The sequence below is a fragment of the Streptomyces sp. NPDC059248 genome (assembly GCF_042753905.1).
In the GTDB taxonomy this organism is placed as follows: Bacteria; Actinomycetota; Actinomycetes; order Streptomycetales; family Streptomycetaceae; genus Streptomyces.
The window spans coordinates 95,969-119,621 of record NZ_JBHYZV010000004.1; the positions used below are offsets into that span (position 1 = coordinate 95,969).

General features: G+C 73.5%; 21 protein-coding genes. 10 read left to right on the forward strand and 11 right to left on the reverse strand.

What is annotated here, in order from left to right; genetic code table 11:
- Positions 1 to 4: 4 nt before the first annotated feature.
- The 3 genes from ACFXG1_RS03190 to ACFXG1_RS03200 form a co-directional block, all read right to left on the reverse strand.
- Positions 5 to 178: a hypothetical protein gene (locus ACFXG1_RS03190; RefSeq protein ID WP_384713042.1), complete on the reverse strand. Its 174-nt coding sequence runs from the start codon at positions 176 to 178 to the stop codon at positions 5 to 7.
- 73 nt (positions 179 to 251) lie between these two features.
- A complete protein-coding gene (locus tag ACFXG1_RS03195; RefSeq protein ID WP_384713039.1) occupies positions 252 to 884 on the reverse strand; it encodes a response regulator in 633 nt (210 codons plus the stop codon).
- Complete coding sequence (locus tag ACFXG1_RS03200) at positions 881 to 2,113, reverse strand: sensor histidine kinase (RefSeq protein WP_384740545.1); 1,233 nt, start codon at positions 2,111 to 2,113, stop codon at positions 881 to 883. Before ACFXG1_RS03200 ends, ACFXG1_RS03195 begins: the two co-directional genes overlap by 4 nt.
- 311 nt (positions 2,114 to 2,424) lie before the next feature.
- On the opposite strand from ACFXG1_RS03200, the gene ACFXG1_RS03205 reads away from it, so the two are divergent.
- Both ACFXG1_RS03205 and ACFXG1_RS03210 read left to right on the forward strand, forming a co-directional pair.
- Positions 2,425 to 2,982, forward strand: a complete 558-nt coding sequence (locus ACFXG1_RS03205; RefSeq protein WP_384740548.1) for a heme-binding protein — start codon at positions 2,425 to 2,427, stop codon at positions 2,980 to 2,982.
- Between the two features lie 139 nt (positions 2,983 to 3,121).
- Entirely contained in the window at positions 3,122 to 4,528 is a 1,407-nt protein-coding gene (locus ACFXG1_RS03210; protein WP_384740551.1) for a M1 family metallopeptidase, read from the forward strand.
- Between the two features lie 107 nt (positions 4,529 to 4,635).
- On the opposite strand, the gene ACFXG1_RS03215 is transcribed toward ACFXG1_RS03210, so the two are convergent.
- Complete coding sequence (locus tag ACFXG1_RS03215; protein WP_384740553.1) at positions 4,636 to 5,211, reverse strand: TerD family protein; 576 nt, start codon at positions 5,209 to 5,211, stop codon at positions 4,636 to 4,638.
- 223 nt (positions 5,212 to 5,434) lie between these two features.
- Between ACFXG1_RS03215 and arfB the strand changes: the two genes are divergently transcribed.
- Both arfB and ACFXG1_RS03225 read left to right on the forward strand, forming a co-directional pair.
- Positions 5,435 to 5,863 carry an alternative ribosome rescue aminoacyl-tRNA hydrolase ArfB gene (arfB, locus tag ACFXG1_RS03220; RefSeq protein WP_384722362.1) on the forward strand — a complete coding sequence of 143 codons (429 nt, stop codon included), beginning with the start codon at positions 5,435 to 5,437 and terminating at the stop codon, positions 5,861 to 5,863.
- Between the two features lie 173 nt (positions 5,864 to 6,036).
- Positions 6,037 to 6,639 carry an ankyrin repeat domain-containing protein gene (locus ACFXG1_RS03225; RefSeq protein WP_384718030.1) on the forward strand — a complete coding sequence of 201 codons (603 nt, stop codon included), beginning with the start codon at positions 6,037 to 6,039 and terminating at the stop codon, positions 6,637 to 6,639.
- Positions 6,640 to 6,718: 79 nt separating this feature from the next.
- On the opposite strand, the gene ACFXG1_RS03230 is transcribed toward ACFXG1_RS03225, so the two are convergent.
- The gene (locus tag ACFXG1_RS03230; protein WP_384718032.1) at positions 6,719 to 7,291 is read right to left on the reverse strand and encodes a flavin reductase family protein; all 573 of its coding nucleotides are present in this window, start codon (positions 7,289 to 7,291) and stop codon (positions 6,719 to 6,721) included.
- Positions 7,292 to 7,797: 506 nt separating this feature from the next.
- Between ACFXG1_RS03230 and cdgB the strand changes: the two genes are divergently transcribed.
- Positions 7,798 to 9,474 (forward strand): diguanylate cyclase CdgB, encoded by a 1,677-nt coding sequence (cdgB, locus tag ACFXG1_RS03235; RefSeq protein WP_384718035.1) that lies wholly within the window; start codon positions 7,798 to 7,800, stop codon positions 9,472 to 9,474.
- A gap of 289 nt (positions 9,475 to 9,763) precedes the next feature.
- Positions 9,764 to 10,807 (forward strand): CBM35 domain-containing protein, encoded by a 1,044-nt coding sequence (locus ACFXG1_RS03240; RefSeq protein WP_384718037.1) that lies wholly within the window; start codon positions 9,764 to 9,766, stop codon positions 10,805 to 10,807.
- A 60-nt stretch (positions 10,808 to 10,867) separates the two neighbouring features.
- On the opposite strand, the gene ACFXG1_RS03245 is transcribed toward ACFXG1_RS03240, so the two are convergent.
- From ACFXG1_RS03245 to ACFXG1_RS03260, 4 genes are all read right to left on the reverse strand, one after another.
- On the reverse strand, positions 10,868 to 11,722 hold the full coding sequence (locus ACFXG1_RS03245; protein ID WP_384718039.1) for a ketose-bisphosphate aldolase: 855 nt from the start codon (positions 11,720 to 11,722) through the stop codon (positions 10,868 to 10,870).
- Between the two features lie 20 nt (positions 11,723 to 11,742).
- Positions 11,743 to 12,672 (reverse strand): 1-phosphofructokinase family hexose kinase, encoded by a 930-nt coding sequence (locus ACFXG1_RS03250; protein WP_384740560.1) that lies wholly within the window; start codon positions 12,670 to 12,672, stop codon positions 11,743 to 11,745.
- 213 nt (positions 12,673 to 12,885) lie between these two features.
- Positions 12,886 to 14,082 (reverse strand): N-acetylglucosamine-6-phosphate deacetylase, encoded by a 1,197-nt coding sequence (gene nagA / locus ACFXG1_RS03255; protein ID WP_384713270.1) that lies wholly within the window; start codon positions 14,080 to 14,082, stop codon positions 12,886 to 12,888.
- Complete coding sequence (locus ACFXG1_RS03260; RefSeq protein ID WP_384713267.1) at positions 14,082 to 15,020, reverse strand: ROK family protein; 939 nt, start codon at positions 15,018 to 15,020, stop codon at positions 14,082 to 14,084. Before ACFXG1_RS03260 ends, nagA begins: the two co-directional genes overlap by 1 nt.
- Before the next feature lie 354 nt (positions 15,021 to 15,374).
- On the opposite strand from ACFXG1_RS03260, the gene ACFXG1_RS03265 reads away from it, so the two are divergent.
- From ACFXG1_RS03265 to ACFXG1_RS03280, 4 genes are all read left to right on the forward strand, one after another.
- Complete coding sequence (locus ACFXG1_RS03265; protein WP_384713264.1) at positions 15,375 to 16,202, forward strand: iron-containing redox enzyme family protein; 828 nt, start codon at positions 15,375 to 15,377, stop codon at positions 16,200 to 16,202.
- Positions 16,199 to 16,963, forward strand: a complete 765-nt coding sequence (locus ACFXG1_RS03270; protein ID WP_384713261.1) for a hypothetical protein — start codon at positions 16,199 to 16,201, stop codon at positions 16,961 to 16,963. The genes ACFXG1_RS03265 and ACFXG1_RS03270 overlap by 4 nt, the downstream gene beginning before the upstream one ends.
- Before the next feature lie 464 nt (positions 16,964 to 17,427).
- On the forward strand, positions 17,428 to 19,863 hold the full coding sequence (locus ACFXG1_RS03275; protein WP_384713259.1) for an NACHT domain-containing protein: 2,436 nt from the start codon (positions 17,428 to 17,430) through the stop codon (positions 19,861 to 19,863).
- Positions 19,860 to 21,281: a PTS transporter subunit EIIC gene (locus ACFXG1_RS03280; RefSeq protein ID WP_384713256.1), complete on the forward strand. Its 1,422-nt coding sequence runs from the start codon at positions 19,860 to 19,862 to the stop codon at positions 21,279 to 21,281. The genes ACFXG1_RS03275 and ACFXG1_RS03280 overlap by 4 nt, the downstream gene beginning before the upstream one ends.
- Here the strand turns inward: ACFXG1_RS03280 and ACFXG1_RS03285 are convergent.
- Entirely contained in the window at positions 21,271 to 22,710 is a 1,440-nt protein-coding gene (locus ACFXG1_RS03285; protein WP_384713253.1) for an aldehyde dehydrogenase family protein, read from the reverse strand. The two genes, ACFXG1_RS03280 and ACFXG1_RS03285, sit on opposite strands and share 11 nt — an antisense overlap.
- A 256-nt stretch (positions 22,711 to 22,966) precedes the next feature.
- Positions 22,967 to 23,650, reverse strand: a complete 684-nt coding sequence (gene aroQ, locus ACFXG1_RS03290) for a gamma subclass chorismate mutase AroQ (RefSeq protein ID WP_384740568.1) — start codon at positions 23,648 to 23,650, stop codon at positions 22,967 to 22,969.
- Between the last annotated feature and the right edge of the window lie 3 nt (positions 23,651 to 23,653).

Consider the following 23,653-nt stretch of genomic DNA (forward strand, 5'->3'; position numbering starts at 1 on the left):
CTGATCAAGATCCCCGTACGGGCGGATCCGGCAAACCTGCGGCCCACGCCCTCAGCAACCCCGCCAACTCGTCCCGGAGGTCGTCCACCACCTCCTCGGCGTGCGCGGCCCGCAGCGCGTCGGCCGTTCCCGGCGACCACCGCTCCACCGGCCACGCCCGCAGCGCGTAGACGGCCATCCGGCGGTTGCGGAACGTGTGAGGAGGCGGGCGACGGGCAAGTCGCTTTCGCGGTCGGGGCCGTCCTGACCCGCTACGCCAGCAGCCGCCGTTCCTTCGCCACCGCCACCGCGCCCGCGCGCGTGTCCACGCCCAGCTTCGCGTAGATCCGGCCCAGATGGGTCTTCACCGTGGCCTCACTGATGAAGAGCGCCCGCGCGATGTCCCGGTTGCCGAGGCCCCGCGCGAGCTGGCCCAGGATGTCCGTCTCACGGTCGGTGAGGGTGGGGGTGCCCGTGCCGCGCATACGGTCCATCACACGGGACGCGACCGGCGCCGACAGCGCCGTACGGCCCTGGGCGGCCGAGTGGATCGCGGTGAACAGCTCCTCCGGGCGCTCGGCCTTCAGCAGATAGCCCGTCGCGCCCGCCTCGATCGCCCGGGTGATGTCCGCGTCCGTGTCGTACGTCGTCAGCACCAGGACGTGCACGTCCGGGCCGGCAATCCTGCGGGTCGCCTCCACCCCGTCGATCCCGGCGCCCAGCTGGAGGTCCATCAGCACCACGTCGGGCCGGAGCTTCGCGGCCATCGCGACGGCCTCCTCGCCGCTGCCCGCCTCGCCGACGACCTCGATGTCGGGGGCGCTGCCGAGGAGCGCGAGCAGTCCGGCCCGTACGACGGCGTGGTCGTCGCAGAGCAGGATCCGTACCACGGAAACAGGGGTCACTGGGGCTCCAGGGGGATCGCGGCGGAGACGACCGTGCCCTCGCCGGGCGCGGACTCGATGGTGAGACGGCCGCCGAGCTGCCCGACCCGGGCCCGCATGGCGGCGATGCCGTGGCCCCGCACACCGGGCGGCGCTTCGGCGGCGGACGGCGGGAAGCCGCGGCCGTCGTCCGCGACGTCGAGGACGACCTGGTCGTCGAGGTGCGTCAGGGTGATCGTGGCGACCGAGGCGTCGGCGTGCTCGCGGACGTTGGCCAGCGCGCCCTGGGCGATCCGCAGCAGCGCCGACTGGGCCCGGTCCGGCAGCGGGAGGGCCGGGGCGCCGTCGATCAGCAGCCGGACCCGCAGCGCGTCGGACGTCTCCCGTCCGGCGAGTACCCGCAGGGCCTGCGCCAGGCCGCCGCCCGCCGCCAGATCCGCCGGGGCCAGGTCGTGCACGAAGCGGCGGGCCTCGGTGAGGCTGCGGTCCGCGATGGACTCGGCGGTACGGATATGGCCCCGGGCCGCCGCCGGATCGCTGTCCCAGGTCCGTTCCGCGGCCTGGAGCAGCATCTGCTGGCTCGACAGGCTCTGCGCGAGAGTGTCGTGGATCTCCATGGACAGCCGCTGGCGCTCCGCGAGGGTGCCCTCGCGGCGTTCGGTGGCGGCCAGCTCGCGCCGGGTCCTGATCAGATCGTCGACGAGGGCCTGGAGCCGGTCGGCCTGGCGGCGCATATGGAGGAAGACCCCGGTCGCCAGCGCCGCGACGGTCGGCGGCAGCAGGAACAGATTGGGGTCCATACCGTGCCTGAGCTGCCACTCGGCGTAGACGACGAAGGCGGTCAGTACGGCGACGAGCGCGATCGCGGCCCGCGCGGGCAGGGACCGTAGACCGGTGTAGATCAGCGGTACGGCGCACCAGGCGAAGCTCGGCGCGAGCAGCACGATCACCACCCAGCAGCCGACGGTCAGCCCGAAGCCGCACAGCTCGGCCCGGCGCCGGGCCCGGACCGGGGCGAAGCGCGCGGTCAGCCGGGGCCCGGCGAGCTGGAGGACGGCGAGGGCGGCGGCGAGACCGATCACCCAGGGGAGGCGGGGGCTGCCGGGGTGGTTCAGGACGAACCGGAGCAGCGCGCCGCACAGGAGGGTGAGGAACGCGACGTTCATGAGGACGTCGAGCCGCCGGTCGTCGCGCCGCGCGCCCCGGTCGGCCGGGGGGCGCGGGCCGGCGCCCGCGGTGTCACGCCTCATGTCTGGCCGTCATATCTGGTCGTCCTCGCGCTGCGGTCGTACGGCCGGAAACGCCGCCGGGCCCGGGTGGGGCCCGGTGACGTCCCGGGGTGGTCGGGGGCGGCCGGGGCCTTGGGGTCTTCTCGCATGGTGACCCGGCCGGGACCGGCCCGCATCGGCCGATCGGCCGACCCGGCCGTCCTCCATCATGCACGCGGTGACCATCCGGTACGCCGACGGCCGGGGCCCGGATCCACCCGGAGGATCGATGGCAGACGGGTCGACCCGACCCGGGAACCGCAGGAACCCCACCGCAGCCAGGAGTCACGACCATGAAGAAGATGTCGATCCGTGCCCGTGTCGTCGCCGGTACCGTCGCCGCCGCCGCGATCAGCGCCGGGACCTTCGGCGCGGTGTCCGCGAACGCGTCCGCCCCGGCCGCCGAGTCCCGCGCCGCGGTCAAGGCCGACACCCACAACCGCAACCTCCAGCAGACCACCCACCTGACGATCGACGCCGCCACCAAGGCCGCGCAGGCCGCGCTGGACGCCGCCGAGCGCTCCGGCCAGCGGGTGACGGTCGCCGTGGTCGACCGCAACGGCAACACCATCGTCACCCTGCGCGGCGACGGCGCGGGCCCGCAGTCCTACGAGTCGGCGGAGAAGAAGGCATTCACCGCCGTGTCGTGGAACGCCCCGACGTCCGAGCTGGTCAAGCGGCTGGAGAGCACCCCCAACCTGAAGGACATCCCCGGCACCCTCTTCCTCGGCGGCGGCACCCCGGTCCAGGCGAAGGGCGCCCCGATCGCGGGCATCGGCGTCGCGGGCGCCCCCAGCGGCGCCCAGGACGAGGAGTTCGCGAAGGCGGGCGCGGCGGCCCTGGGCCGCTGACCCGCGGAGGTACCCGTCACGGATCGGGGCCGGTACGGGCGTACCGGCCCCGACCCGTGCGGTGATCTTTTCCGGGACGGTCCCGCGCCCGAACCCGTCGCCGGGTTTCCCGGGGCTGTCCACGGCCTAGGATCCCCGCATGCACCGGATGCGGCGGTACCTTCGCGTGGTGGCCGGGGCGCTGTGCGGGCTCGTGGTCGGTGCGGGGAGTGCCGGCTGTACGGGCGGGCTCGGCGGGGTGCGGGGTGAGCCCGGGGGTGCCGGGCTGCGGGATCCGCTCTTTCCCCGGCTCGGCAACGGCGGCTACGACGTACGGCACTATCTCCTCACCCTCGACTACGACCCCGCGTCCGGGCGGCTGAGCGGCACCGCGGAGATCCTCGCCCGCGCGACCCGGGACCTGAGCGCCTTCAACCTCGATCTGCACCGGCTCACCACCGATGAGGTGACCGTCGACGGGGACCCGGCCGCCGCGCGCCGGACGGGGGACGAGCTGACGATCCGGCCCCGCGCCGACATCCGGCGCGGGGCCCACTTCCGTACCGTCGTCCGCTACTCCGGCCTGCCGCGCGCGATCACCGACGCCGACGGCTCGAAGGAGGGGTGGCTGCGCACCGCGACGGGGGCCGTCGCGCTCGGCGAACCCGCCGGGTCGGCCGCCTGGTTCCCGGGCAACCACCATCCGAGCGACAAGGCGACCTACGATCTCGCGATCACCGTGCCGAAGGGTGTCACGGCCGTCTCCAACGGCGACCTCGCCCGCCGGTCCACCACCGGCCGCGGCGACACCACCTTCGTCTGGCGGTCGGCCGAGCCGATGGCCTCGTATCTGGCGACCCTCGCGATCGGGCCGTACGAGATCACTCGGACCCGTACCGAGGGCGGTCTGCCCGTCATCGGCGCCGCCGACGCGGCCGTGGTCGAGGCCACCCGGGGCGTCGCGAAGCGGGTACCCGAATTCCTCGACTGGGCGGCCGGACGCTTCGGCCCGTACCCCTTCTCGACCGCCGGGGTGATCGCCGTCCCCGACGGGGTGGCGGCCTACGCGCTGGAGACCCAGAACCGGCCGGTGATCCCGGCCGGGATGTTCGACGTACCGACCGTCGTCCACGAACTGGCCCACCAGTGGTACGGCAACTCCGTCTCTCCGGCGACCTGGAAGGACATCTGGCTCAACGAGGGTTTCGCCACCTACGCCGAATGGCTGTGGGCCGAGGACCGCGAGGGGACCCCGGCGGCGGACTCCTTCGCCGAGGCCTTCGCCGACGACGCCAACTGGGCCTTCCCGCCCGCCGAACCGCCGTCGGCGGAGCAGCTCACGGAGGCGCCGGTCTACGGGCGGGGCGCGATGGTCCTGCACCAGGTGCGAAGGGCGGTCGGCGACCGGGTGTTCTTCGAGCTGCTGCGCGGCTGGCCCGCCGCCCACCGGCACGGCAATGCCTCGACCGCGGACTTCACCGCGTACGCGGAGAAGCTGTCGGGGAAGGACCTGGACAAGGTGTGGGACGTCTGGCTGTACGGCGACGGGCGCCCGGCCCGCCCCTGAGTCGGGGACGGGCCGGGGGCCTTACCGGGTGGTGGCGGCATATCGCCCGCGTCGCGTCGCCCGCGTCGCCCGCGCCGCGCCGGAGCCGTAGCGCCGGAGCCGTAGCGTCAGAGGTTGACGCCGAAGTCCCGCGCGATGCCCTCCAGGCCCGACGCGTAACCCTGGCCCACCGCACGGAACTTCCACTCCGCGCCGTTGCGGTACAGCTCGCCGAAGACCATCGCGGTCTCCACCGCGGCGTCCTCGCTCAGGTCGTAGCGGGCGATCTCGGCGCCGCCGGCCTGGTTGATGATGCGGATGTACGCGTTCCGCACCTGGCCGAAGTTCTGGGCGCGGGTGACGGCGTCGTAGATCGAGACCGGGAAGACGATCTTGTCGACGTCGGCGGGCAGGGCCGCCAGACCCACGTTGATCTGCTCGTCGTCGCCACCGCCCTCGCCGGTGCGGTTGTCGCCGGTGTGGACGATGGTCTGGTCCGGCGTCGCGCGGTTGTTGAAGAAGATGAAGTGGGCGTCGGAGACGACCGTGCCCGCCGCGTTCACCGCGATCGCGGAGGCGTCGAGATCGAAGTCCGTGCCCGTGGTCGTACGGACGTCCCAGCCGAGGCCGACGGTGACGGCGGTCAGACCCGGCGCCTCCTTGGTCAGCGATACGTTGCCGCCCTTGGTCAGGCTTACTGCCATGTGGGACATCCCCTTATGTGAGCTGTGTTTCGCGTCGTTCCCGGGTCTCGGGCCCGGTCCGGAAACGTTTCGTCCCGGATCGGGTGGGCTGAGCCTCGTCCGAAGCTACCCCCGATCCCCATAACGCCGACAGACGGGTGACGGGTTCCACACCTTTCCCCTGAGCCCACTTCCACCGGACAAACGGGATGACGGACACGTGTTCGCGCGAGATCATGGGGACATGCCAGGGCCCTATGTCATCCGCGGTTCCGTCTCCCTCCCGGAGGCCGAGCTCATGTGGCGTTTCTCCAGGTCGTCGGGGCCGGGCGGGCAGCATGTGAACACCAGCGACTCGCAGGTCGAGCTGCGCTTCGACCTCGCGGCCACGGAAGCGCTGCCACCGGTGTGGAAGGAACGCGCCCTCGACCGGCTCGCGGGACGGCTGGTCGGCGGGGTGATCGCCGTCCGCGCCTCCGAGCACCGCTCCCAGTGGCGCAATCGCGAGACGGCCGCGGTCCGGCTGGCCGCGCTGCTCGCCGAGGCGACGGCGCCGCCGCCCAAGCCGCGCCGCCCGACCCGGATCCCGCGCGGGCTCAACGAGCGGCGGCTGCGGCAGAAGAAGCAGCGCGCCGACACCAAGCGCGGCCGGTCCGGCCGCGACTGGACCTGAACCCACCCTCGGGCGAGGCCCCGCGCATCGGACGATCGGACGACACCGGGGTCCACCGGGCGGGCCCGTCCGGGTGGCCGGTGCGGCGACATCACCGCGGCGCCCCGGGGCGCAGAGTGGAGGTACGGCGCGCGGATCACCGTACGCCGGGCCGTACCCCAGGGAGTCCGCAGATGAACGCCGTCACCGCCGCCGCCGAGCTGCTCGACGCCGCCCGGCGCGGGGAAGCGCCCGCCGTAAGGGCCGCGCTCGCCGCGGGCGCCGACCCGGACGTGCGGGACGGCGATCTGCGTACGCCGCTGCTGCTGGCGGCCGTCGGCGACCATGTCGAGGCCGCCCGCGCCCTGGTCGCGGCGGGCGCCGACCCCGACGCCCAGGACTCCAGGCACGACAGCCCGTGGCTGGTGACGGGCGTGACCGGCAGTGTGGCGATGATGCGGGTCCTGCTGCCCGCGAACCCGGACGTGGAGCTGCGGAACCGCTTCGGCGGGGTGTCCCTGATCCCCGCGGCCGAGCGGGGGCACGTGGCGTATGTACGGGCCGTGCTGAGCGATACCGCGATCGATGTCGACCATGTCAACGACCTCGGCTGGACGGCCCTGTTGGAGGCGGTACTCCTCGGCGACGGCGGTCCCGCCCATCAGCAGGTCGTCAGGATCCTGCTGGCGGCGGGCGCCACCCCGGGTCTCGCGGACGCGGACGGCGTCACGGCGCTGGCGCACGCCCGCAGGCGGGGGTTCACGGAGATCGCGGCGCTGCTGGAGCCGGCGGAGTAGGGGCCTTCGCCCCGGCGCCCGGTGCGGCTCGGCGCGGCACGTATCGGCGCGGCTCCGCGCGTACAAGGCGCGGCTCGGCTCAGCCCAGGTGGCGGTACCGGCCCCGGAAGTACGCCAGCGGGCCGCCCTCCGCGCTCGGCAGCTCGACCGACAGCACCCGGCCGATGACCAGGGTGTGATCGCCCGCGACCACCCGCTGCTCCGTACGGCACTCCAGGTTCGCCAGGGCGCCGCCGACCAGCGGGGAGCCGCTGATCCCGCCGCGCCGGTACGGGATGTCCTCGAAGAGGAGGCGGTCGCTCAACCGGCCTTTCATCGCGAACCGGCCCGCGATATGGCGCTGGCTCTCGGAGAGCACCGACACCGCCCACAGGGGCTGCTCCGCCAGCAGATCGTCCATCCGGGAGCCATTGCGCAGACTCACCATGACCAGGGGCGGGTCCAGGGAGACCGAGACGAAGGCCGTCGCCGTCATCCCGGCGTCCTCACCGTTCGGTCCGGCGTCCTCGTCGAACGCGGTCACCAGCACCACGCCCGCCGCCAGCCGGGACATGGCCGCCCGGAAGTCGTCGTTGCTCACCCCCTCAGCATGGGGGACGCCGGGGGCCGGAACACGTCCGGTAGCGGGGCTGGAGGGAGTCGTATGCAACACACACCGAACGCTAACCGGACGAAACGGGGTGTCGCATCGGGCGGCGGGGGCTGCCTTGGTCCTAGGACCAAGGTCCCGGCGTGGAAACGGGATCCCGGGCAAGGAGCGACCGGCACCCCGCAAGGAGCCGCGGACGCCCGGGAACAGGTGCCTCGTCAGGCCCCAGGGCACCACCGGACACCCCCCGGGCGCCCCGGTCACGCCCCCGGAAGCGCTCCCCGTACGCCCCCGTCGCCCTCCGTACGGATATCCGATTTGCACTCCGAAAACGCTGGTAAAGGCCAAAAGCACATCCCCGTACAAGCGGGATACTCTCATCATTCCGTGTGACTTGAGTCACAGAGGGCGGTATTTGTTGACCCTGTGTACCGGGTGGACAGCTCGCTGTGATTCAGTGGCCGGGAAACCACACCGGCGAACCGGCGTGGAACGACCGTATGAGGACCGCAACACGAAGGCCGAAGAGATACCTGGAGTCTGCTGTCGAGGTCTCGGGGAGAGCGAGCATGGAGACCGAGTCGGAGCCCTACGTCCGCCTTGCGACCTTGCGGCAGCTGCACAAGGTGGTGGCTGAACTCACCGGAGCCGGCAGCCTCGCCGACACCCTCCAGAACGTCGCCGACGGCGTCGTTTCCGGCCTCGGCTACGAACTCGCCTGCGTCAACCTCGTCCGCTCCGACGGCGACCTCGTCGTCGCCGCCTTCGCCGGCAGCGCCGCCGCCGAGGCCCTGATGACCGGCCGGGTCGGCCCCCGCTCCTCCTGGGAACGGCGGCTCTCCATGGGCGAGGCCTGGGGCGATCTGCGGTTCATCCCGCACACCGAGGGCTGGGTCCTGATCGAGGACGACGTACCGCAGTGGCACACCGAGGGCCCCGAGCCCCGGTTCGACGACGAATGGCACCCCCGCGACCGGCTCTACGCGCCGATGCACGGCTCCGGCGGCAACCGCGAGCTGCTCGGCGTCATCTCCGTCGACCGCCCCCGCAACGGCCGCCGCCCCGGGCCCTGGGGCCAGGAAGCCCTCCAGATGTACGCGTCCCAGGCGGGCATTGCGATCAGCAACGCCCGGCTGCGAGCAAATATGCAAAGGGCACTCGTCCGGCTGGAACGCGAACAGCAGGCGCTCCGGTCGAGCGAGGAGTCGTTCCGGCAGGCCTTCGAATACGCCCCCAGCGGTATGGCGATCGCCGAGATGGGCGGTGACCAGCACGGACGTCTGCTGCGCACCAATGACGCGCTCTGCCGGCTCCTCGGCCGCCCCGCCTCCGTACTGCGCCGCTACTCCTTCGCCGACCTCGTCCACCCCGAGGACGTCGGCACCCTGCTGCGCACCTCCGCCGAGGGCGGCCGGGCCGAGATACGTCTGGGGCGGCGGGACAGCAGCTATGTCTGGGTCTCCCTCCGCAACTCCGTCGTCGCCGACACCGCCGACGGCCCCCGCTTCCTGCTCACCCATGTCGAGGACATAGAGGACCGCAAGCGCCATGAGCTGGCCCTCGCGCACCGCGCCTCCCACGACGCCCTGACCGGCCTTCCCAACAGCGCCGAACTGCGGTCCCGGCTCAGCGCCAAACTGTGCGAGCGGCCCCAGGCGCCGGGCGCCCCGCCGCCCGCGGACGGCGGCACGTACGACTACGAGTACGACGGCGCCGACTACGCCTTCGACTACGACGCCGACACCGAGGCGATCTTCAACTCCGAGGGCTACTCCTTCGGCCAGGCGGGCCACCCCTACGACCACCACGTCCATATCGTCGCGCCCGAGGGCGGCGCCGACGACGGGACGAAGGGGCTCGCGGTCCTCTTCTGCGATCTCGACGGCTTCAAGTCGATCAATGACCGGTTCGGCCACCAGGCGGGTGACGAGGTCCTCATCGAGGTCGCCCGGCGGCTGACGACCGGGGTACGCGAGGGGGACACCGTCGCCCGGCTCGGCGGCGACGAGTTCGTCGTCCTCGCCGACGGACTGGGCATCGCGGACGCCGAGGACCTGGCCGTACGGCTGCGGAACGCGATCGTCCTGCCGATCAGGGCGGGCGGCCGGGCGGTCCGGGTCGGCGCCAGCTTCGGGATCGGCTGGGCGAGCTGCGGAATGACCGTGGACGAGGTGCTGACCTCGGCCGACGAGCGGATGTACGTGGAGAAGCGCTCGCGCTCCAAGGTGCACCGGCGCGCGGGCTGACCCCGGTGGCACGTACCGCGTCCCGGTCCCGGCGGCGGACGGCCGCGCTCCGGTCCCCCGGGTGTTCCTCCCGTCCGGCCGGGGCGCGTTGTACCCGTCCTGTGTCCATCCGCTCATTGACCCGGCGTCCAACGTCCGTACGCTCTGTGGGAGAAGCGGGTGCACGGACGCCCGGCCGGGACCGTCCCGTCCGTACCGATCACGGTCAACACCGACCGATCGGTTCATTCGAACCGGGTAGGCTCGCCGAGTCGGCGTACCGCCGGCGACATGGTGAGGAGTGACAGGGATGACGGCCGCGAACAACGGCGGAGGCACGCCCAACGGCAGCACGCCCGAGGACGACGACCCGTTCGGCTACCTGTACGAGGACGGGCAGGCCGCGGGCGCGACCAGGCCCGGCCAGGGCCGCGGGGGCTACGGCTATCCCGGCCCCGCATCGCAGCCCGGCGTCCCCAGGACGTCGTACAACCAGGTACGGGCGGTCGGCGAGCGTCAGTACGGTCACCACCAGCAGCACGCCCCCCAGCAGCCGGGTTACGGCTATCCGCCGCCGCAGCAGCAGTACGGGCAGCAGCAGTACGGCCAGCCCACCGCGCAGTACGCGGCGCCCGAGACCTACCCCGGTGCGGGCGGGCCCGCCCGGCACGGCTCGGGGCCGCCCACGGTGCCCGGCGGCGGACACGGCTCCGGCGGCGGCCGGGGCCGCGGACCCAACACCAAGGGTCTGCTGATCGGTGCCCTCGCGGTGGTCGGCGTCGTCGTGGTGGGGATCACCGTCGCCCTGGTCACCAAGGACGACGACAAGAAGGCCGCGGAGAACACCCAGAGCGTCGGCGGCACCTCCCCCAGCCCCTCCGAGCGGAAGCCGGACGACAAGGGCGAGAAGCCGAAGGACGACGAGGACGACACCGCCCCGCTCCCCAAGCAGGACGCGGTCACCCTCCAGCTCGGCGGCGCGGCGGCCACGGACAACACCATCAAGGGCGCCGAGGGCACCGGTGGCGCGTATGTCACCCAGTTCAACCAGGTCGGCTCGTCCGTGACCTGGAAGGCGAAGATCGAGAAGGCGGGGGAGTACCGGCTCTACGTCCGCTACACGATCCCCGCCAAGGACGCGCTCGCCACGCTCACCATCAACGGCAAGGCGAACACCAACCCCATCGGGCTGAAGAACTTCATCTCCTCCAGCGACCCGGCGCTCGACAAGAACTGGCAGACCACCTGGGCGCCGGTGGCGCTGAAGGACGGGGAGAACGAGATCAAGATCTCCTGCGAGACCGGCGACCAGTGCGACGTCAATCTCGACTGGCTGGAAGTCCGGACCCCCTGAGACCCCCTGACCGAGCCACCTGAGACCTCCTGAGCGTTTGACCGGGGCCCCTGACCGGGGTCATCCGGGGGGCAGCAGCCCCAGGAAGTCCGCCACCGTCCCGGCCATCGCCTCGCGAGCCGGGACGAGGTGTTTCCGGGGGTCGACCGTGCCCGGGTGGGCGGCCAGATACTCCCGTACCGCCCCCGTGAAAGCGGTGTTCAGCGCCGTCCCCACATTGATCTTCACCATGCCGGCGGCGATCGCGGCCCGGATCTCGTCGTCCGGGACGCCCGACGAGCCGTGCAGCACCAGCGGTACCGGGACCGCCGCCCGCAGCCGCTTGACCAGGGTGTGGTCGAGGGTCGCGGTCCGCTCGGTCATCGCGTGCGAGGACCCGACCGCCACGGCCAGCGCGTCGATTCCGGTCGCCGCGGTGTAGGCGGCGGCCTCGTCCGGGTCGGTCCGCACCCCGGGGGCGTGCGCGTCCAGCGGCGGCTCGCCGTCCTTGCCGCCGACCCGGCCCAGCTCGGCCTCCACCCAGATGCCGTGCCGGTGCCCGTAGGCCGTCATCCGCGCGGTGGCGGCGACATTCTCCTCGTACGGCAGCGCCGACGCGTCGAACATCACCGAGCCGAAGCCCTCCCCGGGCGCCTCCTCCAGCAACGCGGGGGTGACGACATGGTCGAGATGGAGCGCGAGGGGCGCGGTGGAGGCGCGGGCGACGGCGAGGGTCGCGGCGGCGATCGGGGCGAGTCTGCCGCCGTGGAAGCGGACCGCGTTCTCGGAGATCTGGAGGACGGCGGGCCGGCCCGCGCGCTCGGCGCCCTCGGCCACGGCCTCGGCGTGCTCCAGCGTGATGACGTTGAACGCGGCGACCCCGGTCCCGGCGGCCACCGCCGACTCGACCAGCTCTCGCGTACTGACGACGGGCATGTCTCCCCCTGCTACCGGTGCTAGTTGATCTCCGTGTGTTCGACCACGGTGATGTCGGAGAGCAGCCGTTCGTACGCGGCGGCGTCGAACTCGCCCGCGGCGGGCGCGGCGACCGTGGCCGCGGACAGGGCGACGGCCCGGATCAGCCGCTCCGGCCACGGCAGTCCGTCGATCAGCCCCACGAGCAGGGCCGCGACCGCGGAATCCCCGGCTCCGGTGGGGTTGCCGCGGACCGGGGCGGGCGGCGCGGCCCGCCATACCCCGTCGGCGGTGGCGGCGAGCAGCCCGTCGGCGCCGAAGGAGGCGGCGACCGCGCGGGCGCCGCGGCGCCGGGCGCCGAGCACGGCGCGGACCGGTTCGCGGGCCCCGGTGAGCCGGGCGAGTTCATCGGCGTTGGGCTTGATCAGATCGGGGCGGGCGGCGATGCCCCGGCGCAGCGGCTCGCCGTCGGTGTCGAGGACGGCCGGGACGCCCCGGGCGTGGGCGCGGCGGATCAGTTCGGCGTAGGCGCCGACATGGATCCCGGGCGGCAGGCTGCCGCAGAGGGCGACCGCATCGGCGTCCTTCAGCAGGTTCTCGTACGTATCGAGGAAGCGGGTCCACTCCCCGGGCGAGACCACCGGCCCCGGCTCGTTGAGCTGGGTGGTGTCGCCGCCGTTCGTGTCGACGACGGCGACGGTGCGGCGGGTGTTCCCGGCGATGGGGACGAGTGCGTCGTACGGGGCGAGGGGGGCGAGCAGCTCGCGCAGAACCGTTCCGGCGGGGCCGCCGGCGAATCCGGTGACCACGGTCTCGTGGCCGAGGGCGGCCAGCACCCGGGCGACGTTGACGCCCTTGCCGCCGGGGCGCTCACGGACGTCGGAGACGCGCTGGCTGGTGCCTGGGGTGAGGACGGGGACCCGGTAGGTGATGTCGAGGGCGGCGTTCAGAGTGACGGTCAGGATCGCCATCGCGGTCACCACCCCCATCGGCATCGGGTCGCGTCGGGACTGCTCGTCTTCCGGCTACGGTCCTGATCATGCCAAATGGCGGTCGGTTGGCCCACCCCCCGGGGCCGTCCGTGGTGCGCGGCGCGCGGTTCGGCGGGATCCGGCGGGGATCGATGGAGGGCGGTACGGGTCCGGGGCGCGGCCCCGGACCCGTACCGTGGCTGGTTATTCGGGTTACTCGGGCTCCACGACCCAGGTGCCGCGCCGCATGACGCCCTTGAGCGTGAAGTCGGCGTCGAGGACGACGAGGTCGGCGTCCTTGCCCGGTTCCAGGGATCCGATGCGGTCGTCGAGGCCGAGGAGTCTCGCCGGGTTCACCGAGATGGCCCGCACGATGTCCTCGACCGGCAGCAGGTCGACGGTCGCGGCGCGGCGGAAGGCGGTGTCCAGGGTGAGGGTCGACCCGGCGATGGAGCCGCCCTCGACCAGGCGGGCGACACCGTCGGTGACATCGACGGCCAGCGGGCCGAGCTGGTAGAGCCCGTCCTTGAAGCCCGCCGCGTCCATCGCGTCGGTGATGAAGGCGACCCGTCCGGCGCCCGCGCGGTGGAAGGCGAGTTCGAGGGCGGCGGGGTGGAGATGCGTACCGTCGTTGATCAGCTCGACGGTGACCCGCTCGTCCTCCAGCAGCGCCACGATCGGGCCGGGGGCGCGGTGGCCGAGCGGCGGCATGGCGTTGAAGAGGTGGGTGGCGACGGTGGCGCCCGCGTCGATGGCCTCGACGGTCTGCTCGTACGTGGCGTCGGTGTGGCCGATCGCGGCGATCACGCCGTGCTCGGCGAGCAGCCGTACGGAGTCGATACCGCCGGGCAGCTCGGTGGCGAGGGTCACCATCTTCGCCGTACCGCGGGCGGCGTCGATCAGCTTGCGGACCTCGGCCGGGTCGGGGTCGCGCAGCAGCTCCTCACTGTGGGCGCCCTTGCGGCAGGGGCTGATGAACGGGCCCTCGAAGTGGATGCCCGCCAGATCGCCCTGCTCGACCAGGCCGGCGAGTTCGGCGGCGCGGCGGGCGAGGAAGCCGGTGTCGGCGGTGACGAGGGACGCCACGACGGTGGTGGCCCCGTGCTCGCGGTGGGTGCGGACGCCGGTGAGCACCTCGTCCGCGGTGCCGGAGGTGAAGGAAGCGCCGCCGCCGCCGTGGTTGTGGATGTCGACGAAGCCGGGGACGATCCAGTGCCCGGTGAGATCGGTGACGGGCGCGCCCTCGGGCGCGGGGGCCGCCCCGGCCGCGGAGATCTTCGTACCCTCGACGGTCACGGTCCCGTTCTCGACCGTGCCGCTCGGCAGGACGACCCGGGCTCCGGTGAGGATCGTGCTGTCGGCGCGAGCGGCGCCCGCTGCGCTGTGGGCGAGTGCGGCGCGTGCGGCCATTAGGCGGTTACCTCCGAGTCGGTGGCGATGAGATCCCAGGCGAGCAGCCCGGCGCCCAGACACGCTGCGGTGTCCCCGAGGGCGGCCGGGACGATGGCGGGCAGCTTCTGGAACGTGACGCGCTCCTCGACCGCGGCCCGCAGCGGTGTGAACAACGTTTCCCCGGCCTCGGCGAGTCCGCCACCGATGATGAGGGTCCGGGGGTCCAGCAGGGTGAGCGCCGTGACCAGTCCGGCGGCCAGCGCGTCCACGGCGTCCCGCCAGACGGCGATCGCGCGGGGGTCGCCCGACTCGACTGCCTTGGCGCAGTCGGCGGCGTCGGCGTACGGGTCGCCACTGGCCTCGGCCCAGGCACGTGTCACCGCGGAGGCGGACGCGAGGGTCTCCAGACAGCCGCGCTGACCGCATCCGCAGTCGGGTCCGTCGGGCCGTACGACCACATGCCCGATCTCCCCCGCGTAGCCGTGGGCCCCGGCCTCGATGGTGCCCTCGATGCCGATGGCGCCCGCGATGCCCGTCCCGAGCGGTACGAACAGGAACCGGTCGTCGCCCTTCCCGGCCCCGATCCGCCCCTCGGCGAGCCCACCGGTCCTGACGTCGTGCCCGAGGGCCACGGGAATGCCGCGCAGCCTGCGGCTGAGCAGATCCCGCATGGGTACGTCACGCCAGCCGAGGTTGGTCGCGTAGACCGCTATCCCCCGCTCGGAGTCGACGATCCCGGGCACGGCCACCCCGGCGGCCCGGGCGCTCCGCCCGAACTGGGCCACTCCGTAGTCGAACAGCTCCTCCGCGAAGTCGAGGATCGACTGCACGACGGCATCGGCCCCGCGCTCGCGTCCCGTCGCCCGCCGGTCTTCGTGCAGGAGCGTGCCGTCCACCCCGACGAGGGCGGCTTTCATGCCGGTGCCGCCCACATCGAGGGCGATGACGTGTCTCACGCCGACAGTTTGGCGGGCGACGGGGGATAGGTCTAGTCCACTACACCTAATTGTTGCGCAATCATACAAATGATGGCGCCGAGAATCGCCGGGATATCGCATGTCAAGACGGGGCAATTCGCCTATGCCGCATCCCGGAAGGTTGGATTCCGATGGGGGAGGGAGTGGGTGTGCGGAGTGGGGGTTCAGTAAGCGCTTTCGAGGTGGGTCCCGGGGCGCGTGCCGCCGCCTCCGCCCCGTTATCACCCGGTGGCGGCGTCTGTCCTCCGTCGTCCGCCGCTGCGATCCTGAGGGGCGGCCCGTCGGCGGGTCCGCGTACGGCCTGTTCCGACCCGCTCGCCCCGGAGGCCCGCGATGAGCACAGAACCGTCCACCGATCCGTCCGCAGAACCGTTCGCCGGTCCGTCCACCGACCCGTCCACCGACTTGTATGACGCGTACGAGGCCGGTCTCGCCCCGCACCGCGACCTCTTCGAGTCCGCCGAGGCGCTCCGTACCGTGATGTCCCCGGACTGCGACCCGGCGCTGTTCGCGCACTGGATGCTGCGGTACAGCGCGCACGGCACGGCGATGACCGCGCCCGTCGAGTCGTGGATCACCCGCGCGGGCGAGGAGTGCGTCAAGCGGGACAGCCCGCGGCTCGGCCGCGCCCTGAAGGCACACGCGCGGGCCGAGGCCGGGCACGACGGGCTGATGGTCGCCGACGCCGGGCGGATCGCGGCCTGGATCGGCGAGCGCCTCGGCGGCCGGGCGGACGCCGAAGCGCTGCTCGGGGAGGCGCCGCTGCGGAGCACGCACGTCTATGCCGGACTCCACGAGGAGGTCATCGGCGGGGCGACGCCCCAGGCGCAGATCGCCGTCGAGTACGAGATCGAGCGCCTCGCGGTCGTCGTCGGGCCCCGGCTGCTGGACAACTGCCGCCGGGTCCTGGGGCCGGACCCGAGCCGGTACAGCTTCCTGGCCGAGCATGTCGAACTGGACGTCGCGCACACGGCGTTCAACCGGCGCCAGATGCGGGAGGTGCTCGGTGCGCAGCCGTATCTGCTGCCCGCGATGACCGACGCCGGGCAGCGGGCGCTCGCGGCGTACGGCGGCTTCATCGCGGAGACGGTCGCCCTGGCCACGGCGGACGTGGCGGCGTACGCGGCGGCCGCGAAGGCGACCCGCACGGCCGCCGGGTGACCGCGCCGACGCCCTTCCTCGCCCCCGGCCCGCCAGGCGGGCCAAGCGCGCCCGGCGCGATCCGGCTGACCCGGGAGGGCCTGCGGCTCGACATCAGCCGTACGGACGCCGACGACGCCGGACTGACGGCGATACGGGCGTTCCGCGCCCGCGTCCTGTACGCCGGGGGCCGCCGCCCCGGCTTCCGTGACGCGGCGGGCGCCTACACCGACGCACAGGCCCAGGACCTCGGCTCCTACCAGGTGTCCGTCTTCGCCGGCCCGGCGCCGGACGCCCCGCTCGTGGCCTGTGCCCGGCTGTCGCCGCCCGCCGTGGCCGGGCACTTCTGGGCACCCCGGGAGTTCGGCCCCGAGGCGTACGCGGAACTCCTCCACGCCCATGGCACCCACCCGGCCGCCGTCTGGGAGCCGGGCCGCCTGGCCGTGGACCCGGCCGCCAGGGGCCGGGGGCTGGGCCGCTTCACGGTCGCGGTGATCGTGGCGCTGGCCCGCGCCCTGGAAGCCCCGGCGCTGCTCTGTCTGAGCGGTATGGACGGCGGCCAGCACCGGCTGATCGAGAGTCAGGGGTTCCGTCGCTGCGCGGGGACCGAGCGGTACTCGGCCGAGTACGACGACCGGATCTGCGCACTGCTGCTCCGGCTCGACACACCGTCCGACGGCACCGGGCCCGCCGACGCGCGGATCGAGGAACTGCGCCGGGCGATCCGTACCGCCTTCGACGCGGGGAGCGCCGCGAGCGCCGGGGGCGCGGGACCGGGGTGAGTCCGCGAAGCCGCGCGTCCGGCCCTGTGGACCCCCCGGACCCCCGGCCCGTTCCGTACACGGATACGGCAGAAGGCCCCGGTCTCCTCGTGGAGACCGGGGCCTTCTTTCCGAGCGCTGGGCAGGCCTTGCACCTGCATCCCCCCACGGGAAGTGGGGTGTCTTTCCTTGGACCACCAACGCGTGAGCCGCTTCTCCGGGTCTCCCCGGCGCGTCTTCTGTGATGATCATATCCCATTCCGAGCGTGCTTGTGCACCGGGAAGCGGCGACCCGCCGCCGTACGCCGATGAGCTGTCGGACCGTCACCCGTGCGGGTGGGCCCGGGGCGTACGGCTGCGGCGGGGCAGGCCCCGCGACGACGATCGGGGTTCGTGGCCCGTACGACGACCCGCCATGCGCCCACCCGTATGCCCGTCGTACGCCGCGGCCCCCGCGGCCGGCCCACGACAGCACGGAGGTGGCGATGCGGCCGAGATGGGCGCTGACATGGCTCGCGTGCGCCGTACTGACGATCGGTCTCTCGGCCGTCTGGGCCCGCTGGCCCCAGGCCGTCGGGAACGCCGGGTCGGTGGTCGGGGCCGCGATCGGACTCTTCGGTGTGATGGCGGTCTGGGCCTGGCGGCGCGGACCCCGCCACGGCCGGTCCGCGTCCGGGCAGGTGGCGGAGGCCGCGGAGCTGCTGGCCCGGCTGGTGCGCTCGCAGTGGGAGGACGAGGCCGTGCTGCGGCAGCTCTTCGACCCGGCGCCGCTGCCCGTGCTGTGGACCGACTGCCCCCGGCCCGGTGTCAGCGACCACCGGCAGCTCATCGGGGGCCCGGTCACCTGCCGGGCCGACGCGCCGGAGGAGTTGGCGGCCGCCTTCCGCGGTCTGGCCCGCCGCCGACTGGTCGCCCTGGGCCCGGCCGGGTCGGGCAAGACGACCCTCGCGGTCCTGCTCACCCTCGCCCTGCTGCGGGACCGCGACCCGGACGAGCCGGTCCCTGTCCTGCTGTCGCTCGCCTCGTTCGACCCGGCGCGCGACAGCGTGCGGGGCTGGCTGCGGCGCCGGATCGCCGCCGACTATCCGGCCCTGGCCGACGTCGAGACCTTCGGCCCCTCCGCGATCGGGGACCTCCTCGCGGACGGCCGCATCCTGCCCGTACTCGACGGTCTCGACGAGCGCCCCGAACCCGGCCGCGCCGAGGTGCTCACGGCCCTCAACGACACCCTCGACCCCCGCGCGCCCCTCGTACTCACCTGCCGTACCGACGACTACACCGCGGCCGTCGCCGACGCCGGAGTGCTGACCGGGGCCGCGGTGATCACCCCAGCGCCGGTACGGCCCGGGGACGCCCTCGCCCTGCTGCGGCTCGCCACCCCGCCGGGACCCCGCCAGCGTTCCTGGGACGAACTGGCCGCCCATGTGGGGTACCGTCCCGCGGGCCCCGCCGCCCGGATGCTCACCAATCCGCTGATGGTGTCGCTCGCCCGGTCCGTCTACGCCGACGCGCCCGGCGACCCGGCCGAACTCACCGACGACCGGCGCTTCCCCGACACCCCGGCCGTCGAACACCATCTGCTGGACGCCTACCTCCCCACCCTCTACGGCCGCGCCCGGCGCCGGGACCCGGCCGGGTGCCCCTGGGGCCCGAGGGACGCCCACCGGTACTTCGGCTATCTGGCGGCCCGTCTGGAGGCCGAAGGCACCTACGACTTCGCCTGGTGGCGGCTGTACCGCTGGGTCCCGGCCGCCTCACGGCCCGCTCCCCGCGCCCTGCTCTGGGGGCTCGTCGCGATCCTGCTGTCGGTCCCCCTGATCCTCCCCATGCTGATCTGGCAGGCGGAGGCCACGATTCTGGAGACACCGGAACTCCTGCTCAACGTGCCCCTGATGGTCTCCCCCTGGGTCGTCGCCCTGATCTGCGTCCAGCTGGCCGGCGCCCGGCTCACGGACCGTACCGGGAACGGTGTCCGCCGGGGCGTGGCCGTGGGGGTCTCCGCCGTCTGCGGCGGCGCGGCGGGCTGCGCCGTCGTCTATCTGCTGGACTGCGTGCTGGCGGGGAACCCGGTGGGCGTGGAGTTCGTGCTGCGCTGTCTGTGCTGGATCAGCTTCGCCCTGCTAATGGTCCTCCTGAGCGCCGGTGAGCCCACCCCGCCGGAGCTGCCGAGCCAGGGCACCTTCACCCTCCGGCACTGGCGCCGCCGGCTGCCGTCCGCCGCGATCACCGTCGCCGTCACCGCCGCCCTGGGCGCCGCGACCCTCCAGCTGTACGGCGTGATCGAGACGTACGACGTCGAAGAGGCGAACATCTGGCGGTCGGCGGTGCCCTTCGGGCTGGCGTTCGGCGCGGCCGTCGGTATCGGGCAGGCCGCCCTGCGGTGGACCCGGGACACCGTCTCCGCCGACGACCTCACCACCGCCGTCTCGTCCGTCCGGGCCGACCGGCTCGTCGCCGTCGTCAACGCGGTCCTCGGCGCGTTCCTGCTGGCCGTCTCCAACGCGGCGCTCGACCTGTTCGAGGCCCGGGAGAGCCCGATCGTCGAGCTGGCCCGGAACGTCCTGTTCAGCCTGCTCTCCTGGGGCGCCATCGGGATGACCCTGGCCCTGGTCGCCCACGCCTGGCCGCACTACACCCTCGCCCGGTCCGTACTCGCCGCCCGGGGGCGGCTGCCGTGGCGGCTCCAGGCGTTCCTGGCCGACGCCCACCGGCTCGGCCTGCTGCGCCGGGTCGGCCCCCTCTACCAGTTCCGCCACGCCCGGTTGCAGAACCACCTGGCGGGCGCCGTGGTCCCGCCCGCCCGTACCCCGCCCGCCCGTAACCCGGGCGGCCCCGGCCCCGACGGCGGTGCCGTCGCTCCGGTGAACCCGCCGGGCGGATCGACCGGGAGCACCCCGGCCGGGGTAGACATCCGCGCATGACCGGACAGGAGAGCGATCCCCGAGCCACCGCGAGCGCCCTGCTGGAGTACGTCGGCGGCCCCGGGAACGTCCGCGCGGTGGCCCACTGCATGACCCGGCTCCGGCTCCGGCTCCACGACCGGGACGCCGTACGCCACACCGAACTGGGTGGGCATCCCGCGGTGCTCGGAGTCGTCGAGGACGGGGACTCGTACCAGATCGTCCTCGGGCCCGGTGTCGTCAGCCGGGTGACCGGCGCCTTCGAGGAGTTGCGCGGGCCGGAGAAACGATCTGAGGGGCTCAAGGGCGCGCTGCGGCGGGTGGCGAACGTCTTCGTGCCGCTCATCCCCGCCCTCGTCGGCTGCGGCATCGTCGCCGGGATCGCGGGAGTCCTCACCAACTCCGGTATCGCCCCGGGCCTCGCCCCCGCCCTCGCGGCGATCTCCGGCGGCTTCATGGCGCTGATCGCCGTCTTCGTCGGCTACCACACGGCCGCCGAGTTCGGCGGTACGCCCGTACTCGGGGGCGCGGTCGCCGCCGTCGTCGTCTTCCCCGGCGTCGAGCGGATCGAGGTCTTCGGGGAGCGGCTCCACCCCGGCCAGGGCGGCGTCCTGGGCGCGCTGGCCGCCGCCCTCGTCGCCGTGGGCGTGGAGCGCTGGTGCCGGGGCCGGGTGCCCGCCGCGCTCGATGTCCTGGTCACCCCGGCCGTGACCGTGATCGTCGCCGGGCTCGTCACCCTGTACGGGCTGATGTACGCCGCCGGGGAGGTCGCCGCCGCCGTCGGCGCGGCCACCGACCGGCTGCTCTCGGCGGGCGGGGCCGGTGCCGGATTCGTTCTCGGCGGGCTGTTCCTGCCGCTGGTGATGCTCGGCCTCCACCAGGCCCTGATCCCCGTCCACGCCACCCTCATCGAGCAGCAGGGCGCCACCGTGCTGCTGCCGATGCTGGCGATGGCGGGCGCGGGCCAGGTCGGCGCGGCGGTCGCGGTGTACGCGCGGCTGCCCCGCAACCCCGCCGTACGCGGCACCGTACGGTCCGCCCTGCCCGCCGGGCTCCTCGGCGTCGGCGAACCCCTCATCTACGGGGTGTCCCTGCCGCTCGGGCGGCCGTTCGTGACCGCCTGCGTCGGGGGCGCGTTCGGCGGCGGTGTCGTCGGGGTCTTCGCCATGCTCGGCGACCACGTCGGCGCCACCGCCATCGGCCCGTCCGGCTGGGCCCTCTTCCCGCTGCTCCGCGGCGACCAGGGGATGTGGACGACGGCCGCCGTGTACGGGGGCGGACTGCTGACCGGGTACGCCGCCGGGTTCGCCGCCACCTACTGGTTCGGCTTCACCCGCGCCATGCTCGCCGAGCACGACCGGCCGCGGGAGGCGCCGGAGGAACGGGCCGCCCCCGAGGCACCCGCCCCCGCCGCGCCCGGGCCAACCGCTACAGGCTGATCACTCCCGTCCGGGTGTCCGTCATATCCATGAGTGTCCACTTGCCGCCGATCCGGCCCCAGCCCGTGCCCCGGCCGCCCGCGCCGCCGAACGGCATATTGATGTCCCACCAGTTGTTGGACTCGTTCACCAGCACCTGCCCGACCTGCATCTCCTCCATGAACCGGAACGCGGACGTCATGCTTCGGGTGAAGACCGCGCCCTGGAGCCCCAGCGCGTCGTCGTTGGCGATCCGCAGCAGATCGTCCTCGTCCCGGCCGGTGATGACCGGCACGACCGGACCGAAGGACTCCTCCTTCGCCAGCAGACTGTCCTCGGGCACCCCGTCGACCACCGTGAACTCGTAATACAGGTCCGTCGGCATCCCCGCCCGCCGCCGACCGCCCCGCAGCACCCGCGCGCCCCGCTCCCGCGCGTCCGCCAGATGCCGGTCCATCTTCGCCGCCACGCCCTCGTTGTTCAGCGGACCCAGCAGGGTCCCCGCGTCGAACGGGTCGCCCAGCACCACCCGCTCCGACTCCCGCAGCACCGCCGCCACGAAAGCGTCGTGTACATCGGTGTGGACGACGACCCGCTCCGTCGCACAGCACACCTGGCCCGCGCACGGATACGCCCCGTCCACCGCCGCCCTTGCCGCCGCCTCGACATCCGCGTCCGCGAGGACGACCAGAGGCCCGTTGCCGGAACACTCCATCAGCGACCGCTTCAGACCCGCCGCCGCGGTGATCTTCGACCCGGTCGCGGACGAGCCGATGAACCCGACGGCGTGGATCCCCGGATGCCGGACCAGCGCGTCACCGAACTCCCCGTCCCCGGGCAGCACACTCACCAGACCCGCCGGGAGCTCCGCCGCGACCAGCGCCTCCATCGCCCGCAGCACCGTCAGCGGGGTGTTCTCGGGCGGCTTCACCACCAGCGCGTTCCCGGTCGCGAGACCGGGCGCGGCGAACTCCGCGAACATCAGCAGCGGAAAGTTCCAGGGCGTGATGACCCCCCAGGTCCCGACCGGCCGGTGAAAGGTGAACATCCGCTTCGAGTCGTCCCGGGACGGCAGCGTCTCGCCGTGCAGCCGCACGGCGTCCTCCGCGTGCAGCCGGAAGAGCTGCGCCGCCTCGGTGACGTCGGCGATCGACTCGGCGAGCGGCTTGCCCTGCTCCAGGGTCTGAAGGCGGGCCAGTTCGGCGCGCCGGGCGTCGAGTTCGCCGGCGATCCGGCGGCAGACCTCGGCCCGCTCCCAGACATTGACCCGGGCCCACTCCCGCTGTGCCGTGTGGGCGGCGCGTACCGCCGTGTCGAGATCGGCGGCGGTGGGCGGCGGGAAGGAGCCGACGATCTCCCCGGTGGCCGGGCTCGTCACCTCCGTACGGGCGCCCCCGGCCCCCTCCGAATACCTTCCGGCGATGAACAACTGCTGGTGTGCGGTGGTCATGAGGGTGCGCTCCTCGGTCCGTCCGTCCGGCCCCGTCGCCCGGTCCCGCGATGATCCAACGCCGGGACACGGGCCGTCGAGAGCCCGGGACGCACGAAGCCCGGCCGCCGTCGGTCCACGCGCCCCCCGCGCGGGTGGACCGACGGCCGCCGGACGGTTCCGGTGTGCGCGAGCGGTGGCCCGTACCGGCCTCGCGTACCGCGGTCCCGAGCGGTGGGACGGCGGTACGCGGATCAGCCGCCGGTACGGGAAGCGGTCACCGGCTCGCGCACACCGACGGGACCGCCCGCACGAGCGCCATCGTGTGCAGCCGGTCGAGCCGCTTCTCATGGCGTACGTGTACGGCGGTCACGGCCAGTACCCCGCGGCAGGAACGGGCGGCACGCGCCCGGTCCGACGCCGCGACGGCCCGCACCAGTTCGGTGTTGATGCGGTTGATCTCCTTGCGGACCTCCGTCAGATCGGGGCGCTCGGCGGGCGCCTTCGACGGATCCGCGTCCCACAGCCGGTGCAGCCCCCGCTGGACCAGCTTGTTCGCCTCGATCTGATCGCGGAAGACCGCGACCGTCGCCTCCGGATCGGCCCCGGCGGCCTCCGCCTGCTGCCGTACGGAGTCGAGGACGACCTGCTCACGAGCCGGGTCGTCGATGGGGCTTCCGGTGCCCCACTTCGCCGCCGCCACGAGGTCGGCGGTGGCCAGCCGCTCCGCGGAGAGGCCGGTCAGCGGCAGGATCAGGGCATACGACGAGGGCGGCGACGCCGACCCCGGCACCGACACCGGCGCGGCCGTGCGCGCGTTGGCCGGGCCCGCCACGGCGCCCAGCACCCCGGCCGCCACGACGGCGGAGAGGGCGATACGGCCCAAGGCCCGGCGCGCGGTGCCGGTACCGGTACTGGTACCGGTGGTGGTGTGCGTGCTTTTCGTGGTGCGGTTGAACACGGA

Bases quoted from the DNA above. Each gene is read 5' to 3' on its own strand.
- ACFXG1_RS03210 (WP_384740551.1), top strand. From the start codon at position 3,122: ATGCACCGGATGCGGCGGTACCTTCGCGTGGTGGCCGGGGCGCTGTGC.
- ACFXG1_RS03265 (WP_384713264.1), top strand. From the start codon at position 15,375: ATGAGCACAGAACCGTCCACCGATCCGTCCGCAGAACCGTTCGCCGGT.
- ACFXG1_RS03280 (WP_384713256.1), top strand. From the start codon at position 19,860: ATGACCGGACAGGAGAGCGATCCCCGAGCCACCGCGAGCGCCCTGCTG.
- ACFXG1_RS03275 (WP_384713259.1), top strand. From the start codon at position 17,428: ATGCGGCCGAGATGGGCGCTGACATGGCTCGCGTGCGCCGTACTGACG.
- ACFXG1_RS03285 (WP_384713253.1), bottom strand. From the start codon at position 22,710: ATGACCACCGCACACCAGCAGTTGTTCATCGCCGGAAGGTATTCGGAG.
- ACFXG1_RS03245 (WP_384718039.1), bottom strand. From the start codon at position 11,722: ATGCCCGTCGTCAGTACGCGAGAGCTGGTCGAGTCGGCGGTGGCCGCC.
- ACFXG1_RS03240 (WP_384718037.1), top strand. From the start codon at position 9,764: ATGACGGCCGCGAACAACGGCGGAGGCACGCCCAACGGCAGCACGCCC.
- ACFXG1_RS03190 (WP_384713042.1), bottom strand. From the start codon at position 178: ATGGCCGTCTACGCGCTGCGGGCGTGGCCGGTGGAGCGGTGGTCGCCG.
- ACFXG1_RS03200 (WP_384740545.1), bottom strand. From the start codon at position 2,113: ATGAGGCGTGACACCGCGGGCGCCGGCCCGCGCCCCCCGGCCGACCGG.
- ACFXG1_RS03250 (WP_384740560.1), bottom strand. From the start codon at position 12,672: ATGGCGATCCTGACCGTCACTCTGAACGCCGCCCTCGACATCACCTAC.
- ACFXG1_RS03215 (WP_384740553.1), bottom strand. From the start codon at position 5,211: ATGGCAGTAAGCCTGACCAAGGGCGGCAACGTATCGCTGACCAAGGAG.
- cdgB (WP_384718035.1), top strand. From the start codon at position 7,798: ATGGAGACCGAGTCGGAGCCCTACGTCCGCCTTGCGACCTTGCGGCAG.
- ACFXG1_RS03205 (WP_384740548.1), top strand. From the start codon at position 2,425: ATGAAGAAGATGTCGATCCGTGCCCGTGTCGTCGCCGGTACCGTCGCC.
- arfB (WP_384722362.1), top strand. From the start codon at position 5,435: ATGCCAGGGCCCTATGTCATCCGCGGTTCCGTCTCCCTCCCGGAGGCC.
- ACFXG1_RS03225 (WP_384718030.1), top strand. From the start codon at position 6,037: ATGAACGCCGTCACCGCCGCCGCCGAGCTGCTCGACGCCGCCCGGCGC.
- nagA (WP_384713270.1), bottom strand. From the start codon at position 14,082: ATGGCCGCACGCGCCGCACTCGCCCACAGCGCAGCGGGCGCCGCTCGC.